Origin of the sequence: Sporobacter termitidis DSM 10068 (assembly GCF_900130065.1) — a bacterium.
GTDB classification, from domain to species: domain Bacteria; phylum Bacillota; class Clostridia; order Oscillospirales; family Oscillospiraceae; genus Sporobacter; species Sporobacter termitidis.
Genome location: NZ_FQXV01000011.1, coordinates 46,596 through 61,691, shown reverse-complemented (window position 1 = coordinate 61,691; position 15,096 = coordinate 46,596). Strand labels below are relative to the sequence as shown.

Genomic DNA, 15,096 nt, shown 5'->3' with positions numbered 1-15,096 from the left:
GGCCCACCTCGCGTTGTCATTCCCGTGAAGGCGGGAATCCACGCCCCCGCGTCGGGGCCGCTCCCGCCGTTCCACTGTCCCGTACGGGGAACGTCAGAAACACTGAAAGGTGGTGAGAACATGAGGAAAAATGAAAAACGGCATTCCAGCGGGCTGCGGCAGCGGTGGATCAGGAGCAGCGTCCTCATTGTTCTCATTACGGTGCTGGTGGTCATTCTGGCTTTTTCGCTGTTCATTTACTCCAATTATTATTCGACGGTGCAGACGGGGCTTGAGACAAAGGCCAAAACGGCCACGGACTTCTTTTCAAACTACGTGGTCAAATCGAATGCCGACTATTACGACGGCGCGTACAGGTATACGGAATCGTTTGACGACAGCGACAGGCTGGAGCTGCAGTTTATCGATACGGACGGCCGGGTCATGAGGTCGACATACGGCATTTCGGCCGGGTCGTCGCCCGGCACGCCGGACATCAGCAGGGCGATATCGACGGGCCAGATTTCCTCCTGGAGCGGCACGGCGCCGTCCACAGGGGAGCGGATCATGTCCGTTTCGGCGCCCATGCGGTTTTCGGGCAATCAGGTTATCGGCGTCATGCGGTATGTCACGAGCCTGAAGCTCGTGGACAGGCAGGTCATTTTCAGCATCCTGGCCGTCGTCGCCCTCGGGGGCGTCATCATGCTGCTGGTCGTGTTCATCAACCTTGTCTTTATCCGCTCGGTCATCGAGCCGGTCAGCGAGATCACAAAAATGTCCAAGCGCATCGCCCAGGGCAGCTATGGGATACAGATCAAAAAGGACTACCATGACGAGATCGGCGAAATGGTGGACTCCATCAATGAGATGTCGCTGAAGATCGCCCAGTCGGAAAAGGTGCAGACGGAATTCATCTCCTCCATTTCCCACGAGCTCCGCACGCCGCTCACCGCCATCACCGGCTGGGGCGAGACGCTCATTTACAACGAGCACATGGACGGCGAGACGAAGAAGGGCATCGCCATCATCCTGAAGGAGGCCCGGCGCCTGACGAAGATGGTCGAGGAGCTTCTGGAGTTCACGCGCATGGAGGACGGGCGCTTCACGCTCAATATCGAGATGATCGATATCGTCGCCGAGCTGGAGGACTCGATCTTTACCTACAGGGAGCTTTTGCATCAGGACGAGCTGGAGCTCGTCTATGAGCCGTACATGGAGGAAATGCCCCTCATCCCCGGCGACCCGAGCCGCCTCAAGCAGGTGTTTTTAAACCTTTTCGACAACGCCGCCAAATACGGGCGCGAGGGGAAGCGGATCGAGGTCTCCGTGGATATGGACAGCGCCTTTGTCTATATCAAGATCCGGGACTTTGGCCCGGGCATCCCGGAGGACGAGCTCGACCACGTCAAAATGAAGTTTTACAAGGGCTCAAACGCCAAGGAGCGCGGCAGCGGGATCGGCCTCGCCGTCTGCGACGAGATCATCCGGTTCCACGGCGGGACCCTGCTTCTGGAGAACGCCGAGGGCGGCGGCCTGTGCGTGACCATCAAGCTGCCGGTCAGCAGCTCCATTTAGAGAGCTTATAACGCCGGCGCCGCGCGCCGCGCGTATCCATAAGGCTTAAGGAGAATAAAATAAACATAATGTCTGAGAAGAAAGAAAATACCAATTTCCGCACCTCGATCGGCGGACAGGCGCTCATCGAAGGCGTCCTGATGCGCGGGCCGAAAAAGCAGGCGATCGTCGTGCGCACGGAAGACGGACTCGTCACCAAGGTCGAGGATATCAAGCTCTTGAAGGACAAATATCCCATCGTCGGCTGGCCGATCATCCGCGGCGTCGTCAACTTCGGCGCGTCCATGGGCAACGGCGTCCGGGCGCTGATGTTCTCGGCCGAGCAGATGCCGGAGGACCAGCGCGAGGAGCCGTCAAAGCTCGACAAGTGGATCGAAAAGCATGTCGGGGGAGAAAAGGCGGACAAGCTCATCATCACGCTCGCCGTCGTCATCGGCATCGCCTTTTCCATCGGGCTGTTCATCCTGCTGCCGACGTTTCTGGCCGGCTTTCTGGACGACTTCATCAAGAGCTCCATCCTCCGCAACCTCGCCGAGGGCGTCCTGCGTATCCTTATTTTCCTTGCCTATCTGTGGCTGGCCACAAAGGCGAAGGATATCCAGCGCGTCTGGGCCTACCACGGCGCGGAGCACAAATCGATCTTCACCTACGAAAAAGGGCTGGAGCTCACCGTGGAGAACGCGCGCGGGCAGTCGCGGCTCCATCCCAGGTGCGGCACAAGCTTCATGTTTATCGTCATGATCGTCAGCATCCTCGTTTTCTCGCTGGCCACCTGGTCCAGCGCCGCCGTGCGCATGCTGCTCCGGCTGCTGCTCCTGCCCGTCGTCGTCGGGCTCAGCTATGAGCTGCTAAAGCTCGCCGGGCGGTACGACAACCTCTTTACCAGAATACTCTCCGCGCCCGGCAAGGCCCTCCAGAAGCTCACCACCGCGGAGCCGGACGACGACATGCTGGCCGTGGCGCTTGAGTCTCTGAAGCTCGTCATCCCCGAAAAGCAAGGCGAGGCCGAATGGTAATTTACCCACCCGATTTCCCCACGCGGCAGGCCGCGCGGGGGGCCCCGGATGATTTAATCTGCCGGGCGGAAATGAATTCCGCCTTGGCATAAATCTCGCTAGCGCTCAATTTTACGCGCCACCCGGCGCGGTTCGCTCATGCTCGCTGGGGCTGCCGCCCCTATGACCCTGCTTATTGGGGCTTCGCCCCGGACCCCTTTGGGGCTACACAGCTCCGCCTTGTCATTCCCGCGAAGGCGGGAATCCACATCCCCCGCGTCGGGGCTTCGCCCCGGACCACGGTTCGGACGGCCAATGGCCGTCCCTATGGAAACCCTTATGGCTTACGTAGGGGCGATTATCAATCGCCCGCCGTTCCTCTTTCCCCGGCTCCCTCAGACGAGGGAGCTGTCGCCCGCAGGCGACTGAAGGAGGGAACTCGTAACGCGCCGCAGAAGACTCCGCGGGTGCAGGGGGAATATCGTAAGGGCGATTCACGAATCGCCCGCCGCGCGCACCTGGAAACGGGCGATTCGTGAATCGCCCCTACGGCCGGAAACCGGCGGTTTGCTTATATATCTAAACAACGTACGTCCTTTGGAGGGATAACGATCAACACCTATAACGACATATTCCTCACGGCAAGAAAAAAACTGCGCGACGCGGACATTGAGGCGTACGATATGGAGTCGCGCCTGATCGTCATCACCGCATCCGGCAAGACAAAGGAACAGTTCATGCGGGACAGGCACCTTTATGTCACCGAGGTCGGTTTTGAAAACGACGTGGAGGCGATGGTGCGCCGGCGCGTTGCCGGGGAGCCGATCGCCTATATTCTGAGCGAGTGGGAGTTCTACGGCATGCCGCTCACGGTGAGCCGGGACGTTTTGATCCCACGGGTCGACACCGAGGTCCTCGTTGACGTCGTCGTCGCGCTGTACAAAGACAATTTAAACGGGACGCGGGTCCTGGATATGTGCGCCGGCAGCGGCTGCATCGGGCTTGCCATTGCGGCCAACGTGCCGTTCTGCCGTGTGCTGCTGGCGGACAAGTCCCAGGAGGCGCTGAAGATCTGCCGGGCCAATACCATACGCAATAACCTGACGCGCAGCGTCACCAGCATCGAGCTGGACGCGCTGGAGGGGCCGCCCATGCTCATGGGGCTCTTTGATCTGATCGTCTGCAATCCGCCGTATATCCCCACGGGGGACATTCCCGGCCTGGACGTTTCCGTCAGGGATTTTGAGCCGCGCGAGGCGCTGGACGGCGGGGAAGACGGCCTTCAGTTTTACCGCGGCGTTTCATCCAAGTGGAAATCCGTTCTGAAGGACGACGGGCGCATTGTCTTCGAGTGCGGCGTCGGCCAGGCCGAGGGCGTGCGCGCCATTCTGGAGGAAAACGGCTTTACGGATATCGCTACATATAAAGACTCTCTGAACATCGACAGGGTCGTTACCGGAATATTAAACAATTAGGGAGGATATGAACTTGGCGGAGAAGAAAAGAACGGAGGCAGCAGCGCCTGCCGACGACAAAAAGAAAGCGCTTGAAACGGCAATTTCACAGATAGAGAAAAATTACGGCAAGGGGTCGATCATGCGCTTCGGCGACAATATGGCGGTAAACGTGGAGGCCATCCCCACGGGCTCCCTGTCGCTGGACCTGGCGCTGGGCATCGGCGGCGTGCCGAAGGGGCGCATCATCGAGATCTACGGGCCCGAGTCCTCGGGTAAAACGACGCTGGCCCTGCACATCATCGCCTCCGCCCAGAAGAAGGGCGGCGAGGTGGCGTTTATCGACGCCGAGCACGCCCTGGAGCCGGCGTACGCCCGCGCCCTCGGCGTGGATATCGAGAGCCTCCTCATCTCCCAGCCGGACACCGGCGAGGACGCACTGGCCATCACCGAAACGCTCGTCCGCTCCGGCGCCGTCGACGTTGTCGTGGTGGACTCGGTGGCGGCCCTGGTGCCGCGCAGCGAGATCGAGGGCGAGATGGGAGACTCCAGCGTGGGCGTCGTGGCGCGGCTCATGTCGCAGGCGCTCCGCAAGCTGGCCGGCTCCATTTCCAAGACGAACTGCATCGTCATCTTCATCAACCAGCTGCGCGAAAAGATCGGCGTCATGTACGGCAGCCCTGAGACGACGCCGGGCGGCCGCGCGCTCAAATATTTCTCCAGCGTCCGCATCGACGTCCGGCGTATCGAGTCCCTGAAAAACGGGACGGAGGTCATCGGCAACCGGACGAAGGCGAAGATCGTCAAAAATAAGGTCGCGCCGCCCTTTAAAGAGGCGGAGTTCGACATCATGTACGGCGAGGGCATCTCCAAAACGGGTGAGCTCATCGACCTGGGCGTCAAGCTGGGCCTCATCGAAAAGGGCGGCGCCTGGTTCACCGTCGGCGAAACGCGGCTACAGGGCCGCGACAACGTCAAGGATTATCTGAAAACGAATCCCGCCGTGGCCGACGACCTGGAGGCGAGGATCCGCCGCGACGCGGCCAAGCTCATGACGCCCCAGGAAAAGATCGCGGCAAAGGCGGCCGGCCGCGCCGTGGACGTCACGGCCGACGATTTTGAGGGGTAGTTTTATTCAGTGTGGAGTGTTAAGAGTGGAGTGTGGAGCGTTAAGTGAGGCTCACGAAGCTGACACAATCGGCAAAAAGTCACGATAAATATTTTGCGGAATTTGAGGATGGCGAAACGCTTGCCGTCACCGTGGCGCTGATCGCCGACTACAGCCTTTTTACGGGGCGGGAGCTGAGCGGCGACGAATATGCGGCGCTCCGGTCGGACGCCGCGGGGGCCAAGGCCAAGGCCCGCGCCCTGCGCATTTTAGGCAAGCGCAGCATGTCCCGCCGGGAGATCACCGACCGGCTCGTCCAGAAGGGCGAGAGCGAGGAGACGGCGGAGGAGACGGCCGACTGGCTCCAAAAGATCGGCGCCGTCAACGACGGGGAGTACGCCGCGCTGATCGTGCGGCACTATGCCGGGAACGGCTACGGGAAAATGCGCATCCGGGACGAGCTGCGCCGCCGCGGCATCGACCGCGCCCTCTGGGAAGATGCGCTCGCCGGGCTGCCGGAAACGGAGGACAAGGTCTATGCCGTTTTGCGCGCAAAGCTTGGGGGAAAAAACCCCGATAAGGCGGCGCTGAAGCGGGCGACCGACGCCCTGTACAGGCGGGGCTTTTCCTGGGACGAAATCAAAACGGCCGTGGAGAGATACATAAACGAAGTAAAGGATTTAGCGGATGATGAATAAAGTGGGACTCATATCTCTCGGCTGCGCAAAGAATCTGGTGAACAGCGAACAAATGCTCTTCCTCCTGCGGGAGGCGGGCTTTGAGATAACAGGGGAGACGGAGGGGGCGGACGCCGTCGTCGTCAACACCTGCGGCTTTATCGAAAGCGCCAAGATGGAGGCCATCGAGACCATCCTGGAGCTGGGGCAGGCCAAAAAGGAAGGCCGGATCAGGAAGATCGTCGTGGCCGGCTGCCTGTCCGAGCGGTATAAGGACGAGATGCTCAAAGAGCTGCCGGAGATCGACGCCCTCGTGGGCGTGGGCAGCTACGGCGACATCGTCGCCGCCGTCAAAACGGCGCTGAGCGGAAAAATATATACGAAATTTGCCTTAAACAGCCTGCCGGACCCGGAGGTGGAGCGCGTCATCACCACGCCGGGCGCCTGGGCATATCTTAAAATCGCCGAGGGCTGCGACAACCACTGCGCCTACTGCGTCATCCCCGACATCCGCGGTCCCTTCCGGAGCCGGCCGATGGAAAACATTCTGCGTGAGGCCGAGGCGCTGGCCGCCCGCGGGATCAAGGAGCTCATCATCGTCGCCCAGGACACGACGCGGTACGGCCTGGACCTTTACGGGGAGCGGCGCCTGCCCGAGCTCCTGCGGAAGCTGTGCGCCATCGAGGGGTTCAAATGGCTCAGGCTCCATTATCTCTACCCCGACGAGATCGACGACAGCCTCATCGACGTCGTCGCCGAAAACGACAAAATCCTCAAGTATCTCGATATCCCCGTCCAGCACATCAGCAACGATATCCTGAAAAAGATGTGCCGGCGCGGGACGGGCCGTGATATCCGCGCGCTCTTTAAAAAGCTGCGGGACAGGATTCCCGGCCTCGTTCTCAGGACGAGCCTCATCACCGGGCTCCCCGGCGAGGGGGAAAAGGAGTTTGAAGAGCTGTACGCTTTTCTTCAGGAGGCTAAAATCGAGCGGGCCGGCGTTTTTCCCTATTCTCCCGAGGAGGGGACGCCCGCGTCCAAAATGGCGTATCCCGATAACGACGTGGCCGTTGCCCGGGCCGAAAAGCTCATGGCGCTGCAGTCGGATATCCTGGAGCGTTACGCCCAAAGCCGCGTCGGCAGCGTGACGGAGGTCCTGGCAGAGGGGTTCGACGGCCAGAGCTTTTACGGGCGCAGCTGCGCCGAATCGCCGGACGTGGACGGCCTGATCCATTTTACAGGCGACAGCGTCGAGCCCGGCACGTTTGTTTCCGTGCGCATCACCGGGGCGCTGGACGGGGAACCGATCGGCGTTCAGGTCACATAGAAACCTTTTATTGGAGGAATAAATGAATACGGCAAATAAGCTCACAATGCTGCGCGTTATCATGATTCCGGTGCTGCTCGCCGTCCTGTATTGGGGTTTCCCGGGCAGCCGGTACGTCGGCTTGGTCATTTTCGCCCTTGCCAGCCTGACGGATTTTGTCGACGGCCATATCGCCAGGAGCCGCGGCCAGGTCACGGATTTCGGCAAATTCATGGACCCCCTGGCCGACAAGGTGCTTGTGATGGCCGCGCTCGTCTGGTTTACGGAGCAGGGCCTGATGCCCGCGTGGGCGACGCTCATTGTGATCGTGCGCGAATTTGCCGTCACCGGCCTGCGCCTCGTGGCTGCGGACGGGGGCCGCGTCATTGCCGCCGGCACGTCCGGCAAGGTCAAAACGGCGTCGACGATGATCTGCATCATTCTGATGTTTCTGCCGATACCTGCCGCCGCCGTCTATGCCTGCACCGGCGTGATCGTGCTGGTCACGCTGTATTCGGGCGTGGAATATTTCATAAAAAATAAAGAATCACTGAACTGGACGAAATAGTGAGGGACAATCTTGGACTTTAAAACGCTGAGCCTCAGCCATATAGATCTGCTCAGGCCCTATTTTTCTAGCAATTTATGCCGCATCTGCGACTGCACGATCGGCGGCACGTTTATCTGGCGCGACCTGTTCAACACGGAATTTGCCATTGTCGACAGAGTCCTGTATCTCAAGGTCAGGTACCTGACGGGCGACATCGCCTTCACCCCGCCCCGGGGCGAGATAGGCGCCGAAAAGGAGACGTATGACCGTATCATCTCCTTTAGCCGTGAAATTGGCTGCCCGCCGCGCCTGTGCGCCGTTTCGTCGCACAGGCTGGAGAGGATCAAGGAGTATTACCCCAACGCCAAGGCGTATACCGACAGGGCCTGGACGGATTACCTGTACCTGAGCGAGGACATCAGGGACCTTTCCGGGCGGCGCTACAGCGGGCAGCGCAACCACATCAACAAATTCCTGCGGGAATATCCCGACTGGACCTTTGAGCAGCTCGGCAGCGGAAATCTCAGGGACGTCCGCGATTTCTTTGAAAGCTATGCCAAGGAGCATATCAAGGATTACGCGGCCTACGACGAGGGCAATATCAAAACGCTGGAAGTCCTGGACAATCTGGAGCATTACGGCATGTTCGGCGGCGTGCTCAAGGCCCGCGGACAGGTTGTCGGGGCCTCGCTGGGCGAGACCGTGGGCGACACGCTGTTTGTCCATATCGAAAAATCCCTCACGGAATATAACGGCTCCTATCCGATGCTCGTCAATCAGTTCGCCAAAATGTTCGCCGTCGGGGACGTCGCGCATATCAACAGGGAAGAGGACGACGGCGTGGAAGGCCTCCGCACCTCGAAGCTGTCGTATCATCCCACGGCCCTGCTGGACAAATACGTCGTAGAATTAGAATAGTAGAAGCCCACCCACCCGCCCAATAAAGGTATAGGGGCTGCGCCCCTATGACCACATTAATTCGGGGCTGCGCCCCGGACCCCCCGGCTCCCTCTTCGGGGGTTCTGTCACAAAGGCGCCGTTCTTTACAATGCTAAAATCTCACAGGTGCATGTAGGGGCGATTATCAATCGCCGCGCCGTCTCCTATCCCAGGGCTCCCTCAGACGAGGGAGCTGTCGCCCGCAGGCGACTGAAGGAGGGATACGGCGCACCAGAGCTGTCGGCACAGCCGACTGAGGATTGTCTCCTGTATCGCGCCGCGGAGTGCCTGCTTGTACGCAAGGACTCCGGAATTACATGTAGGGGCGATTATCAATCGCCCGCCGTCCCCAACTGCCGGACAATGGAGGTGCCGCGTATGCTGAACCTTATAAAACCGAAAAGGCTGTCGCCCGGCGATACGGTGGCTGCCGTCAGCCTTTCGTGGGGCGGCGCGGGAAACCCGCGGCTTCGATGGCGCTACGAGCTGGCGAAAAAGCGGCTTTTTGAGCAGTTTGGGCTGCGTCTTGTGGAAATGGAAAACACCCTGAAGGGGGCCAAATATCTCTACGAGCACCCGGAGAAGCGGGCGGAGGACCTGCTGCGCGCCTTCGCCGACCCGGAGATCAAGGGCGTCTTCTCCTGTATCGGCGGCGAGGAGAGCGTCCGGATGCTGCCGTATATCGATTTTGAGGTTATCCGGAGCAATCCGAAAATCTTTCTCGGCTATTCTGATTCAACGATTGCGCACCTCATCTGCCTGAAGGCCGGGGTGTCCAGCTTTTACGGTCCGTCGCTGCTGGCCGAGTTTGCCGAAAACGTCAAAATTTTTGACTATACCGCGGACTGGTTCAAAAAGGTGCTTTTCGACGATGCCGTCATCGGCGATATTCCGGCCAGCGCCTCCTGGACAGGCGAGCGTGTCGAATGGACCCCTGAAAACGCGGAGATCATGAAGCAGCTGCTCCCGAACATGGGCTATGAATTCCTGCAGGGCGCGGGCAAGGTCGCGGGCCGGCTGATCGGCGGTTGCGCTGAGGTGCTCGAGATGGCGAAGGGCACCCAGCTCTGGCCGGACAGCGCGGGGTTCGATGGCGCGATTTTGTTTCTTGAAACGAGTGAGGAGATGCCGCCGCCGAACAGCTTGGAGTACTGGCTCAGAAATTACGCCACGCAGGGGCTGCTGCAAAAGCTCGGCGGCATCGTTTTCGGCAAGCCATATCAGGAAACGCATTATGACGCCTATAAGGAAAAGCTCCTGAAGGTCCTGCGGGAGGAGCATCTGGAACGGCTGCCGGTCGTTTACAATATGTCCATCGGCCATAACGCGCCGATGTGTACGCTGCCGTACGGCGCCCTGGCCGAGATTGACTGTAGCCGGGGGACCTTCTCCATATTGGAGTCCGGCGTGATATGAGTCCGGCGGCGTACAGACGCCCCTGTCGCCAATCGTCCATTGGGCCATAGAATAAAGCAGGTTTGTCGAAAACACGCTGCCGTCCTGCCGGACCGTTTTATTTCAGCTGTTTTCCCATGAGGTTTCGCTATGATTAACGCATCGATTAAAAACTTAAAGCTGTTCGAGGTGATCGACGAGACGTCCACGGACACTTTTTACGGCGGCTGGCAGGAGTGGTACAGCGCCTGGTGGAAGCGGCTGTCCGGCTGCGGCCCGACGACGGTGTCCAATATCATGTCCTATATAAACCGCAGCTGCGACAGGGCCGACCTTGCCTGCGCGCCGTTTACGAAGAGCGATTTCCAGCGGCTCATGGAGGACGTCTGGGAATATGTCACGCCCAGCGTGCGCGGCATACCGACGACGGCGGCGCTCAAAAAGGGCGCGGCGGGATATATCGCGGCCAAGAACCTGAATCTTACCATGGAGGAGCTCGATATCCCGAAAAGCAGGCTGCTCCGGCCGGATTTTATAAAGCTGCTGGAATTTATCCGCCAGTCGCTAGAAAACGACGTCCCGCTGGCGTTTCTCAGCCTCGACAAGGGGCAGGAGGAACTGCTGGACTCCTGGCACTGGGTCACGCTGGTGGCGCTGGAGTACGCCGAGGATGGCACCGCGGCCTTTGCCGACGTGGCCGACGAAGGCAAGCTTCTGCACGTCGACCTCAAGAAATGGTTCGATACGACCGGGCTTGGGGGCGGCTTCGTCCGATTTGTGCGCCAATAAAGAAACAGATAACAATGCCCCCGGGCCGCGGCCCGGGGGCATTGTTGCGTTTATCGCTGACACTATATCCTCTTTTCAGGATTGACCTTTCGAAACTCGTTGTTGACCTTTTCCGTCTGCTGCGGCTTGTTGTACAGCTCCGAGTACGATTCCGCTTCGCTCACCGATGCGGGCGGGGTCGGCTCGAGTCCTGTACATTCGGTCGCGGCGGCAACCTGCTGGATGCCGCCCAGCTCATCTTCCGTGTAAACCGGATAGCCGCTCTGTTTCTTATCTTCCATGCTGTTTCCTTCCTTTCGGATATTTGGTAAGGCGCTCCCTGTGTCCGGCGATTTGTCGCGGATATCGTAGAGCCTGTAGTAATCCTTCGTCTCGAGGTCCTTTTTCACTTCGCACCGCTTGTTGTCCAGAAGCCGTACGATCTCATATACGTCGATCCAAATCTCATTGTTGCATTCCTTCTGCGATTCGTCGAAAACGAGCTGCATGCCGAAGTGCAGATGGGAGGTTTTGATGTTGTTGACGTTTTCCTTCCGGCTGTATCCCGTCCGGCCGAGGTATCCGATGACGTCGCCGCTTTTGACGACAGAGCCGACGGCCAGGTCCTTCCTGTAGGGATGATCCTTGCGCAGGTGCGCGTAATAATAATATCGCTTTGTATCGAAGGAGCGGATGCCGATGCGCCAGCCGCCGTACTGGTTCCAGCCGAGCGCTTCAACGGTGCCGCCCTCCACGGCGACGATGGGCGTCCCTACCTGTCCCATCAGGTCGTTGCCGAGATGCGGCCTTGAAAACCCGTAGGAGCGCTGATTGCCGAAATCGTCATAGTGATTGTACGGATAGTTTTTGGCGATCGGCGAAAAGACCTTGATGCCGTAGCGCGTCTCCCAGTGCTTGCCGGTCCCCTCCTTGTTCGGGACCTCCAGCTCATAGTCGCCGACAAAGCCCGAAAGGATGGCGTTGAACGATTCGAGATAATAGCCGTAATGCTTTAAGTCCCGGGTCAGCTCCGATATCGTCGTGCCGGACGTCAGCTTTTGCGCCAGCGCGTCCAGCTGGCTGTCCTTGTAACGGGAAAAATTATTGCCGTTTTTAGCCGCGAGACAGGCCAGCAGCTCGATCCAGTTGAGCTTTATGTCCTTATCGTGGGTCAAAATGTCCAGCGCGATGGCTTTCTTCATCGCCTCGCAGGGGACGTTGAAGTCGACCCATCGGATGAGCTTTTTCGGTGTCTCGGCCGCGTCGCTCTCCGGGTCCAGGCCCGCCGAGCTCCTGACGAGCAGGGGGGACTCCGCAAGAAATACAAAGGATAAAAGAATGCAAAGGATAACCGCAAGCTTTTTTCCCGCCGTGCCCCGCACGTTTAACCACGCCCTCTGTCTGTAAGAATGCCGCGAAAAGCGGATAATGTTATTATGACATGTTCGTTTTCCGCTATGCCTTCTATATTTTGACACCCGCGCACAATTGTATTAAAACTACTATTGACAAATGACTACTATTAGATTATATATAATAGTGAAGTCAATCATACCGTCCGTAAGGGGAGAGCGCATGAACAGTCAATATAAAAAGGGCGTTTTGGAGCTGTGCGTCCTGTCGCTCCTGTACAGGCAGGACTGCTACGGCTACGACGTGTCGGAATACCTGTCGAAGCATATCGAGATCGCCGACGGCACCGTGTATCCGATCCTGCGGAAGCTGAAGAGCGACGGCTTCGTCACGACGTATTTGTCCGAGGAGAGCGGCGGCCCGCCCCGAAAATACTATTCGCTGACGAAGACGGGGAAAGAGGAATACTTGAAGCAAAAAGTCGAATGGCTGGCGTTTACGCAGGCCATCGGGCATCTCTTGGAAGGGGAAGATCAGGCATGAACAAGCACAGTTACCTGAATGAGCTGAAAAATCAGCTGAAAGCAAGAAACGTCGAGGATATTGATGAGCTCCTGGCGGAATACGACGAGCATTTTACCCGCAAAATGGCGGACGGCTATACCGAGGAGGAGATCGCCGCCAAGCTGGGGAAGCCGGCGGAGATCGCCCTGCAGTTTGCGTCCGTCGGGACAAAGGCGGAGGGCAAAGGCGCCGGGAAGCTCGTAGTGGGGATTGGGCTCGCGTTTGCCGATATTTTTGTCGCGTCGTTCTTTATCGTGCTCTCCGCTTGGGTGCTCGTGCTGGGCGCGGCGGCGGTGGCTTCGGCGCTCTGCGGCGTCTGCCTGCTGTTAGGGCCGCTGCTGCCCCAGGGCATCGTTTTCATTCCGCCGATGCCGTATTTCGGCGCGGTGTTCCTGGCCGTGGCGCTCATCGCCTTCGGCGTGCTCCTGGCTGTGGCGGCGGTCTACAGCTGGGCGCTGGCGGTGCAGCTGTGCAGGGCTTACAGGAGATGGCACAAGAACATGCTGTCGGGCGGCAAATACCCGCCGCTGGCCAAACACCCGATGCTGAAGGACGTCCCGCGCCGGCGTCTGCGTTCCGCCGCGCTGATCGCGCTGGTCGCCTTCGGCGTGAGCTTTGTCATTGGCTACATCGTCCTGTCCATCGGCGCCGGCGCGTTGGAGTTCTGGCACGTCTGGCACTGGTTCCAGTAGAGGCAATAGACAAAACCTCCCTTGCGCGGGAGGAATTTACCAGGGTTATGCGCTGCAGCGCATGGGAGGTTTCATTCATGAAAACAGTTGTTGTGACGGGCGCCACGTCCGGCATCGGCTTTGAGGTCTGCGCCGCGCTCCTTAAAAGCGGCTGCCGCGTCATCGGGCTGGGCCGCAGCGCGGAAAACGCCCGGGCGGCGGAAGAGAAGCTGCGCGGTTGCGTCCCGGCCGGCGATATCACCTTTTTCCACGGCGATTTGATGCTGCCGTCGGAGGTCCGCGCTCTGGCGGTGAAAATAAAGGAGGAGCTGGAGAAGACGAGCGGCGGGCGGCTCCATGCTCTGGTGAATAACGCCGGCTGTGTGCGCAACTGGTATATGACGACCCCAGAGGGCTACGAGCACCAGCTCGCACTCAACCACCTGGCGGGCTTTCTCCTGACGCATGAGCTGCTGCCGAACCTGCTGGAAGGCGGCCGGGTGGTGATGACGTCCAGCGGCTCCCACAGGATGATGCGAATGCACTGGCAGGACGTCATGTATGAAAGGCGCTACAGGCCGCTCATGGCCTACAAGCAGTCCAAGCTCTGCAACATGCTGTTCGCTTACGGCCTCAACGACCGTTACGCCGGCCTGGGGCTCCGGGCCTACGGCGTCGACCCCGGACTTGTCCGGACGGAGATCGGCAGCAAGAACACCGGCGGGCTCGTGGGCTTCGTCTGGGCGCGGCGGAAAAAGCACGGCGTCGACCCGTCCGTCCCGGCTGAGATCTACGCGCGGCTGATCGGCGCCGAAACGGCGCCGGACGGCCTGTGCCATGACATCCGGGGCCCCAGGGCGGCCAGCCGCCAGGTCGGCCGGAGGAACGCCGAGAGGCTTTTTGAGCTCAGCGAAAAGCTGTGCGGCATCAAATTTGGGGGGATCGAATCATGTATGTCCTGATCACAGGGGCCGCCGGCGGCCTGGGGAGAGCCTTTGCCAACGAGTGCGCCAAACGCGGCTACGATCTGTACCTGACGGATATCAGCGGCCCCGGCCTCGAGCGCATCGGGCACGGCATCACGCGCCGGTACGGCGTTAGGGTACTGACGCGGCAGTGCGACCTGACGCGGGACGACGACGTGGCCGGCCTGTTTGATGACGCCGCGGAAAACGGCGTGAAGTTCGGCATGCTGCTCAACGTGGCCGGCGTCGACTTCGAGGGCGGCTTTCGGGAGCGGCGCGCCGACGAGCTTTTGAAAATCGTCCGTCTCAATGTGGAGGCCACCCTGCGCATGACCCATAAGGTGCTCAATTACCGGGCGGAGGGGCCGTTCTATCTCGTCTTCGTCTCCAGCCTCGCCTCGTTCTATCCGATGCCGCTCAAGGCGACCTACGCCGCGTCAAAGAGCTTCCTCCGGGAGTTTGCCTGCGCCCTGGGCGAGGAGCTGCGGCCCCTCGGCGTCCGGGTGCTGACGCTGTGCCCCGGCGGCCTGCCGACGAATGACGACGCGATTTCCGGCATCACGGCCCAGGGCTTCTGGGGCGATGTGACGACAAATTCCTTGGAAAAGGTGACGCGCCGGACCATCTCCCGTGTTTTAAAGGGATATTCCATTTATATCCCGGGGCTTGTAAACTGGCTGTTCCGCCTCGCCGGCGCTCTCGTCCCAAGGCCGCTCCTGGCAAGACTCCTGTACGCGCGCTGGTCCGGCGCCCAAAAGGAATGGCTGACGGTCTAGCGCGAACATCGCAACCGGCGT

Annotated in this window: 15 protein-coding genes; 14 read left to right on the top strand and 1 reads right to left on the bottom strand. The window is 59.7% G+C overall.

Features of this window, described 5'->3' with window-relative positions; translation table 11 throughout:
- Positions 1-120 precede the first annotated feature (120 nt).
- From BUB60_RS14385 to BUB60_RS14340, 10 genes are all read left to right on the top strand, one after another.
- Positions 121-1,554, top strand: coding sequence for a sensor histidine kinase (locus BUB60_RS14385; protein ID WP_073080430.1), 1,434 nt, complete (start codon positions 121-123; stop codon positions 1,552-1,554).
- 68 nt (positions 1,555-1,622) lie between these two features.
- Positions 1,623-2,570, top strand: a complete 948-nt coding sequence (locus BUB60_RS14380; protein WP_073080429.1) for a DUF1385 domain-containing protein — start codon at positions 1,623-1,625, stop codon at positions 2,568-2,570.
- Between the two features lie 554 nt (positions 2,571-3,124).
- A complete protein-coding gene (gene prmC / locus BUB60_RS14375) occupies positions 3,125-4,024 on the top strand; it encodes a peptide chain release factor N(5)-glutamine methyltransferase (RefSeq protein WP_341444230.1) in 900 nt (299 codons plus the stop codon).
- A gap of 7 nt (positions 4,025-4,031) precedes the next feature.
- The gene (gene recA, locus BUB60_RS14370) at positions 4,032-5,132 is read left to right on the top strand and encodes a recombinase RecA (RefSeq protein WP_073080427.1); all 1,101 of its coding nucleotides are present in this window, start codon (positions 4,032-4,034) and stop codon (positions 5,130-5,132) included.
- A 44-nt stretch (positions 5,133-5,176) separates the two neighbouring features.
- A complete protein-coding gene (locus BUB60_RS14365) occupies positions 5,177-5,809 on the top strand; it encodes a regulatory protein RecX (protein ID WP_073080426.1) in 633 nt (210 codons plus the stop codon).
- Positions 5,799-7,115 (top strand): 30S ribosomal protein S12 methylthiotransferase RimO, encoded by a 1,317-nt coding sequence (gene rimO, locus BUB60_RS14360; protein WP_073080425.1) that lies wholly within the window; start codon positions 5,799-5,801, stop codon positions 7,113-7,115. The genes BUB60_RS14365 and rimO overlap by 11 nt, the downstream gene beginning before the upstream one ends.
- 22 nt (positions 7,116-7,137) lie before the next feature.
- On the top strand, positions 7,138-7,662 hold the full coding sequence (gene pgsA, locus BUB60_RS14355) for a CDP-diacylglycerol--glycerol-3-phosphate 3-phosphatidyltransferase (RefSeq protein WP_073080423.1): 525 nt from the start codon (positions 7,138-7,140) through the stop codon (positions 7,660-7,662).
- Positions 7,663-7,674: 12 nt separating this feature from the next.
- Positions 7,675-8,562: a DUF2156 domain-containing protein gene (locus BUB60_RS14350; protein WP_073080422.1), complete on the top strand. Its 888-nt coding sequence runs from the start codon at positions 7,675-7,677 to the stop codon at positions 8,560-8,562.
- Positions 8,563-8,961: 399 nt separating this feature from the next.
- On the top strand, positions 8,962-9,999 hold the full coding sequence (locus BUB60_RS14345) for a S66 family peptidase (protein ID WP_073080421.1): 1,038 nt from the start codon (positions 8,962-8,964) through the stop codon (positions 9,997-9,999).
- A 129-nt stretch (positions 10,000-10,128) separates the two neighbouring features.
- Positions 10,129-10,767: a hypothetical protein gene (locus BUB60_RS14340; RefSeq protein WP_073080415.1), complete on the top strand. Its 639-nt coding sequence runs from the start codon at positions 10,129-10,131 to the stop codon at positions 10,765-10,767.
- A 62-nt stretch (positions 10,768-10,829) separates the two neighbouring features.
- Here BUB60_RS14340 and BUB60_RS14335 read toward each other — a convergent pair whose 3' ends face one another.
- Positions 10,830-12,128 (bottom strand): M23 family metallopeptidase, encoded by a 1,299-nt coding sequence (locus BUB60_RS14335; RefSeq protein WP_073080411.1) that lies wholly within the window; start codon positions 12,126-12,128, stop codon positions 10,830-10,832.
- Positions 12,129-12,321: 193 nt separating this feature from the next.
- Here BUB60_RS14335 and BUB60_RS14330 point away from each other — a divergent pair, with 193 nt between their 5' ends.
- From BUB60_RS14330 to BUB60_RS14315, 4 genes are all read left to right on the top strand, one after another.
- Positions 12,322-12,642: a PadR family transcriptional regulator gene (locus tag BUB60_RS14330; protein WP_073080408.1), complete on the top strand. Its 321-nt coding sequence runs from the start codon at positions 12,322-12,324 to the stop codon at positions 12,640-12,642.
- The gene (locus tag BUB60_RS14325) at positions 12,639-13,355 is read left to right on the top strand and encodes an HAAS signaling domain-containing protein (RefSeq protein WP_073080406.1); all 717 of its coding nucleotides are present in this window, start codon (positions 12,639-12,641) and stop codon (positions 13,353-13,355) included. Before BUB60_RS14330 ends, BUB60_RS14325 begins: the two co-directional genes overlap by 4 nt.
- A 77-nt stretch (positions 13,356-13,432) precedes the next feature.
- Entirely contained in the window at positions 13,433-14,296 is an 864-nt protein-coding gene (locus BUB60_RS14320; protein ID WP_073080403.1) for an SDR family NAD(P)-dependent oxidoreductase, read from the top strand.
- The gene (locus tag BUB60_RS14315) at positions 14,284-15,075 is read left to right on the top strand and encodes an SDR family NAD(P)-dependent oxidoreductase (protein ID WP_084726510.1); all 792 of its coding nucleotides are present in this window, start codon (positions 14,284-14,286) and stop codon (positions 15,073-15,075) included. Before BUB60_RS14320 ends, BUB60_RS14315 begins: the two co-directional genes overlap by 13 nt.
- The last annotated feature ends 21 nt before the right edge of the window (positions 15,076-15,096 follow it).

What these genes read in the sequence shown, in the direction of transcription:
- rimO (WP_073080425.1), top strand. Translation starts at nt 5,799, where the DNA reads ATGATGAATAAAGTGGGACTCATATCTCTCGGCTGCGCAAAGAATCTG.
- BUB60_RS14345 (WP_073080421.1), top strand. Translation starts at nt 8,962, where the DNA reads ATGCTGAACCTTATAAAACCGAAAAGGCTGTCGCCCGGCGATACGGTG.
- BUB60_RS14340 (WP_073080415.1), top strand. Translation starts at nt 10,129, where the DNA reads ATGATTAACGCATCGATTAAAAACTTAAAGCTGTTCGAGGTGATCGAC.
- BUB60_RS14380 (WP_073080429.1), top strand. Translation starts at nt 1,623, where the DNA reads ATGTCTGAGAAGAAAGAAAATACCAATTTCCGCACCTCGATCGGCGGA.
- BUB60_RS14325 (WP_073080406.1), top strand. Translation starts at nt 12,639, where the DNA reads ATGAACAAGCACAGTTACCTGAATGAGCTGAAAAATCAGCTGAAAGCA.
- BUB60_RS14385 (WP_073080430.1), top strand. Translation starts at nt 121, where the DNA reads ATGAGGAAAAATGAAAAACGGCATTCCAGCGGGCTGCGGCAGCGGTGG.
- pgsA (WP_073080423.1), top strand. Translation starts at nt 7,138, where the DNA reads ATGAATACGGCAAATAAGCTCACAATGCTGCGCGTTATCATGATTCCG.
- BUB60_RS14320 (WP_073080403.1), top strand. Translation starts at nt 13,433, where the DNA reads ATGAAAACAGTTGTTGTGACGGGCGCCACGTCCGGCATCGGCTTTGAG.
- recA (WP_073080427.1), top strand. Translation starts at nt 4,032, where the DNA reads ATGAACTTGGCGGAGAAGAAAAGAACGGAGGCAGCAGCGCCTGCCGAC.
- BUB60_RS14315 (WP_084726510.1), top strand. Translation starts at nt 14,284, where the DNA reads ATGTATGTCCTGATCACAGGGGCCGCCGGCGGCCTGGGGAGAGCCTTT.
- BUB60_RS14330 (WP_073080408.1), top strand. Translation starts at nt 12,322, where the DNA reads ATGAACAGTCAATATAAAAAGGGCGTTTTGGAGCTGTGCGTCCTGTCG.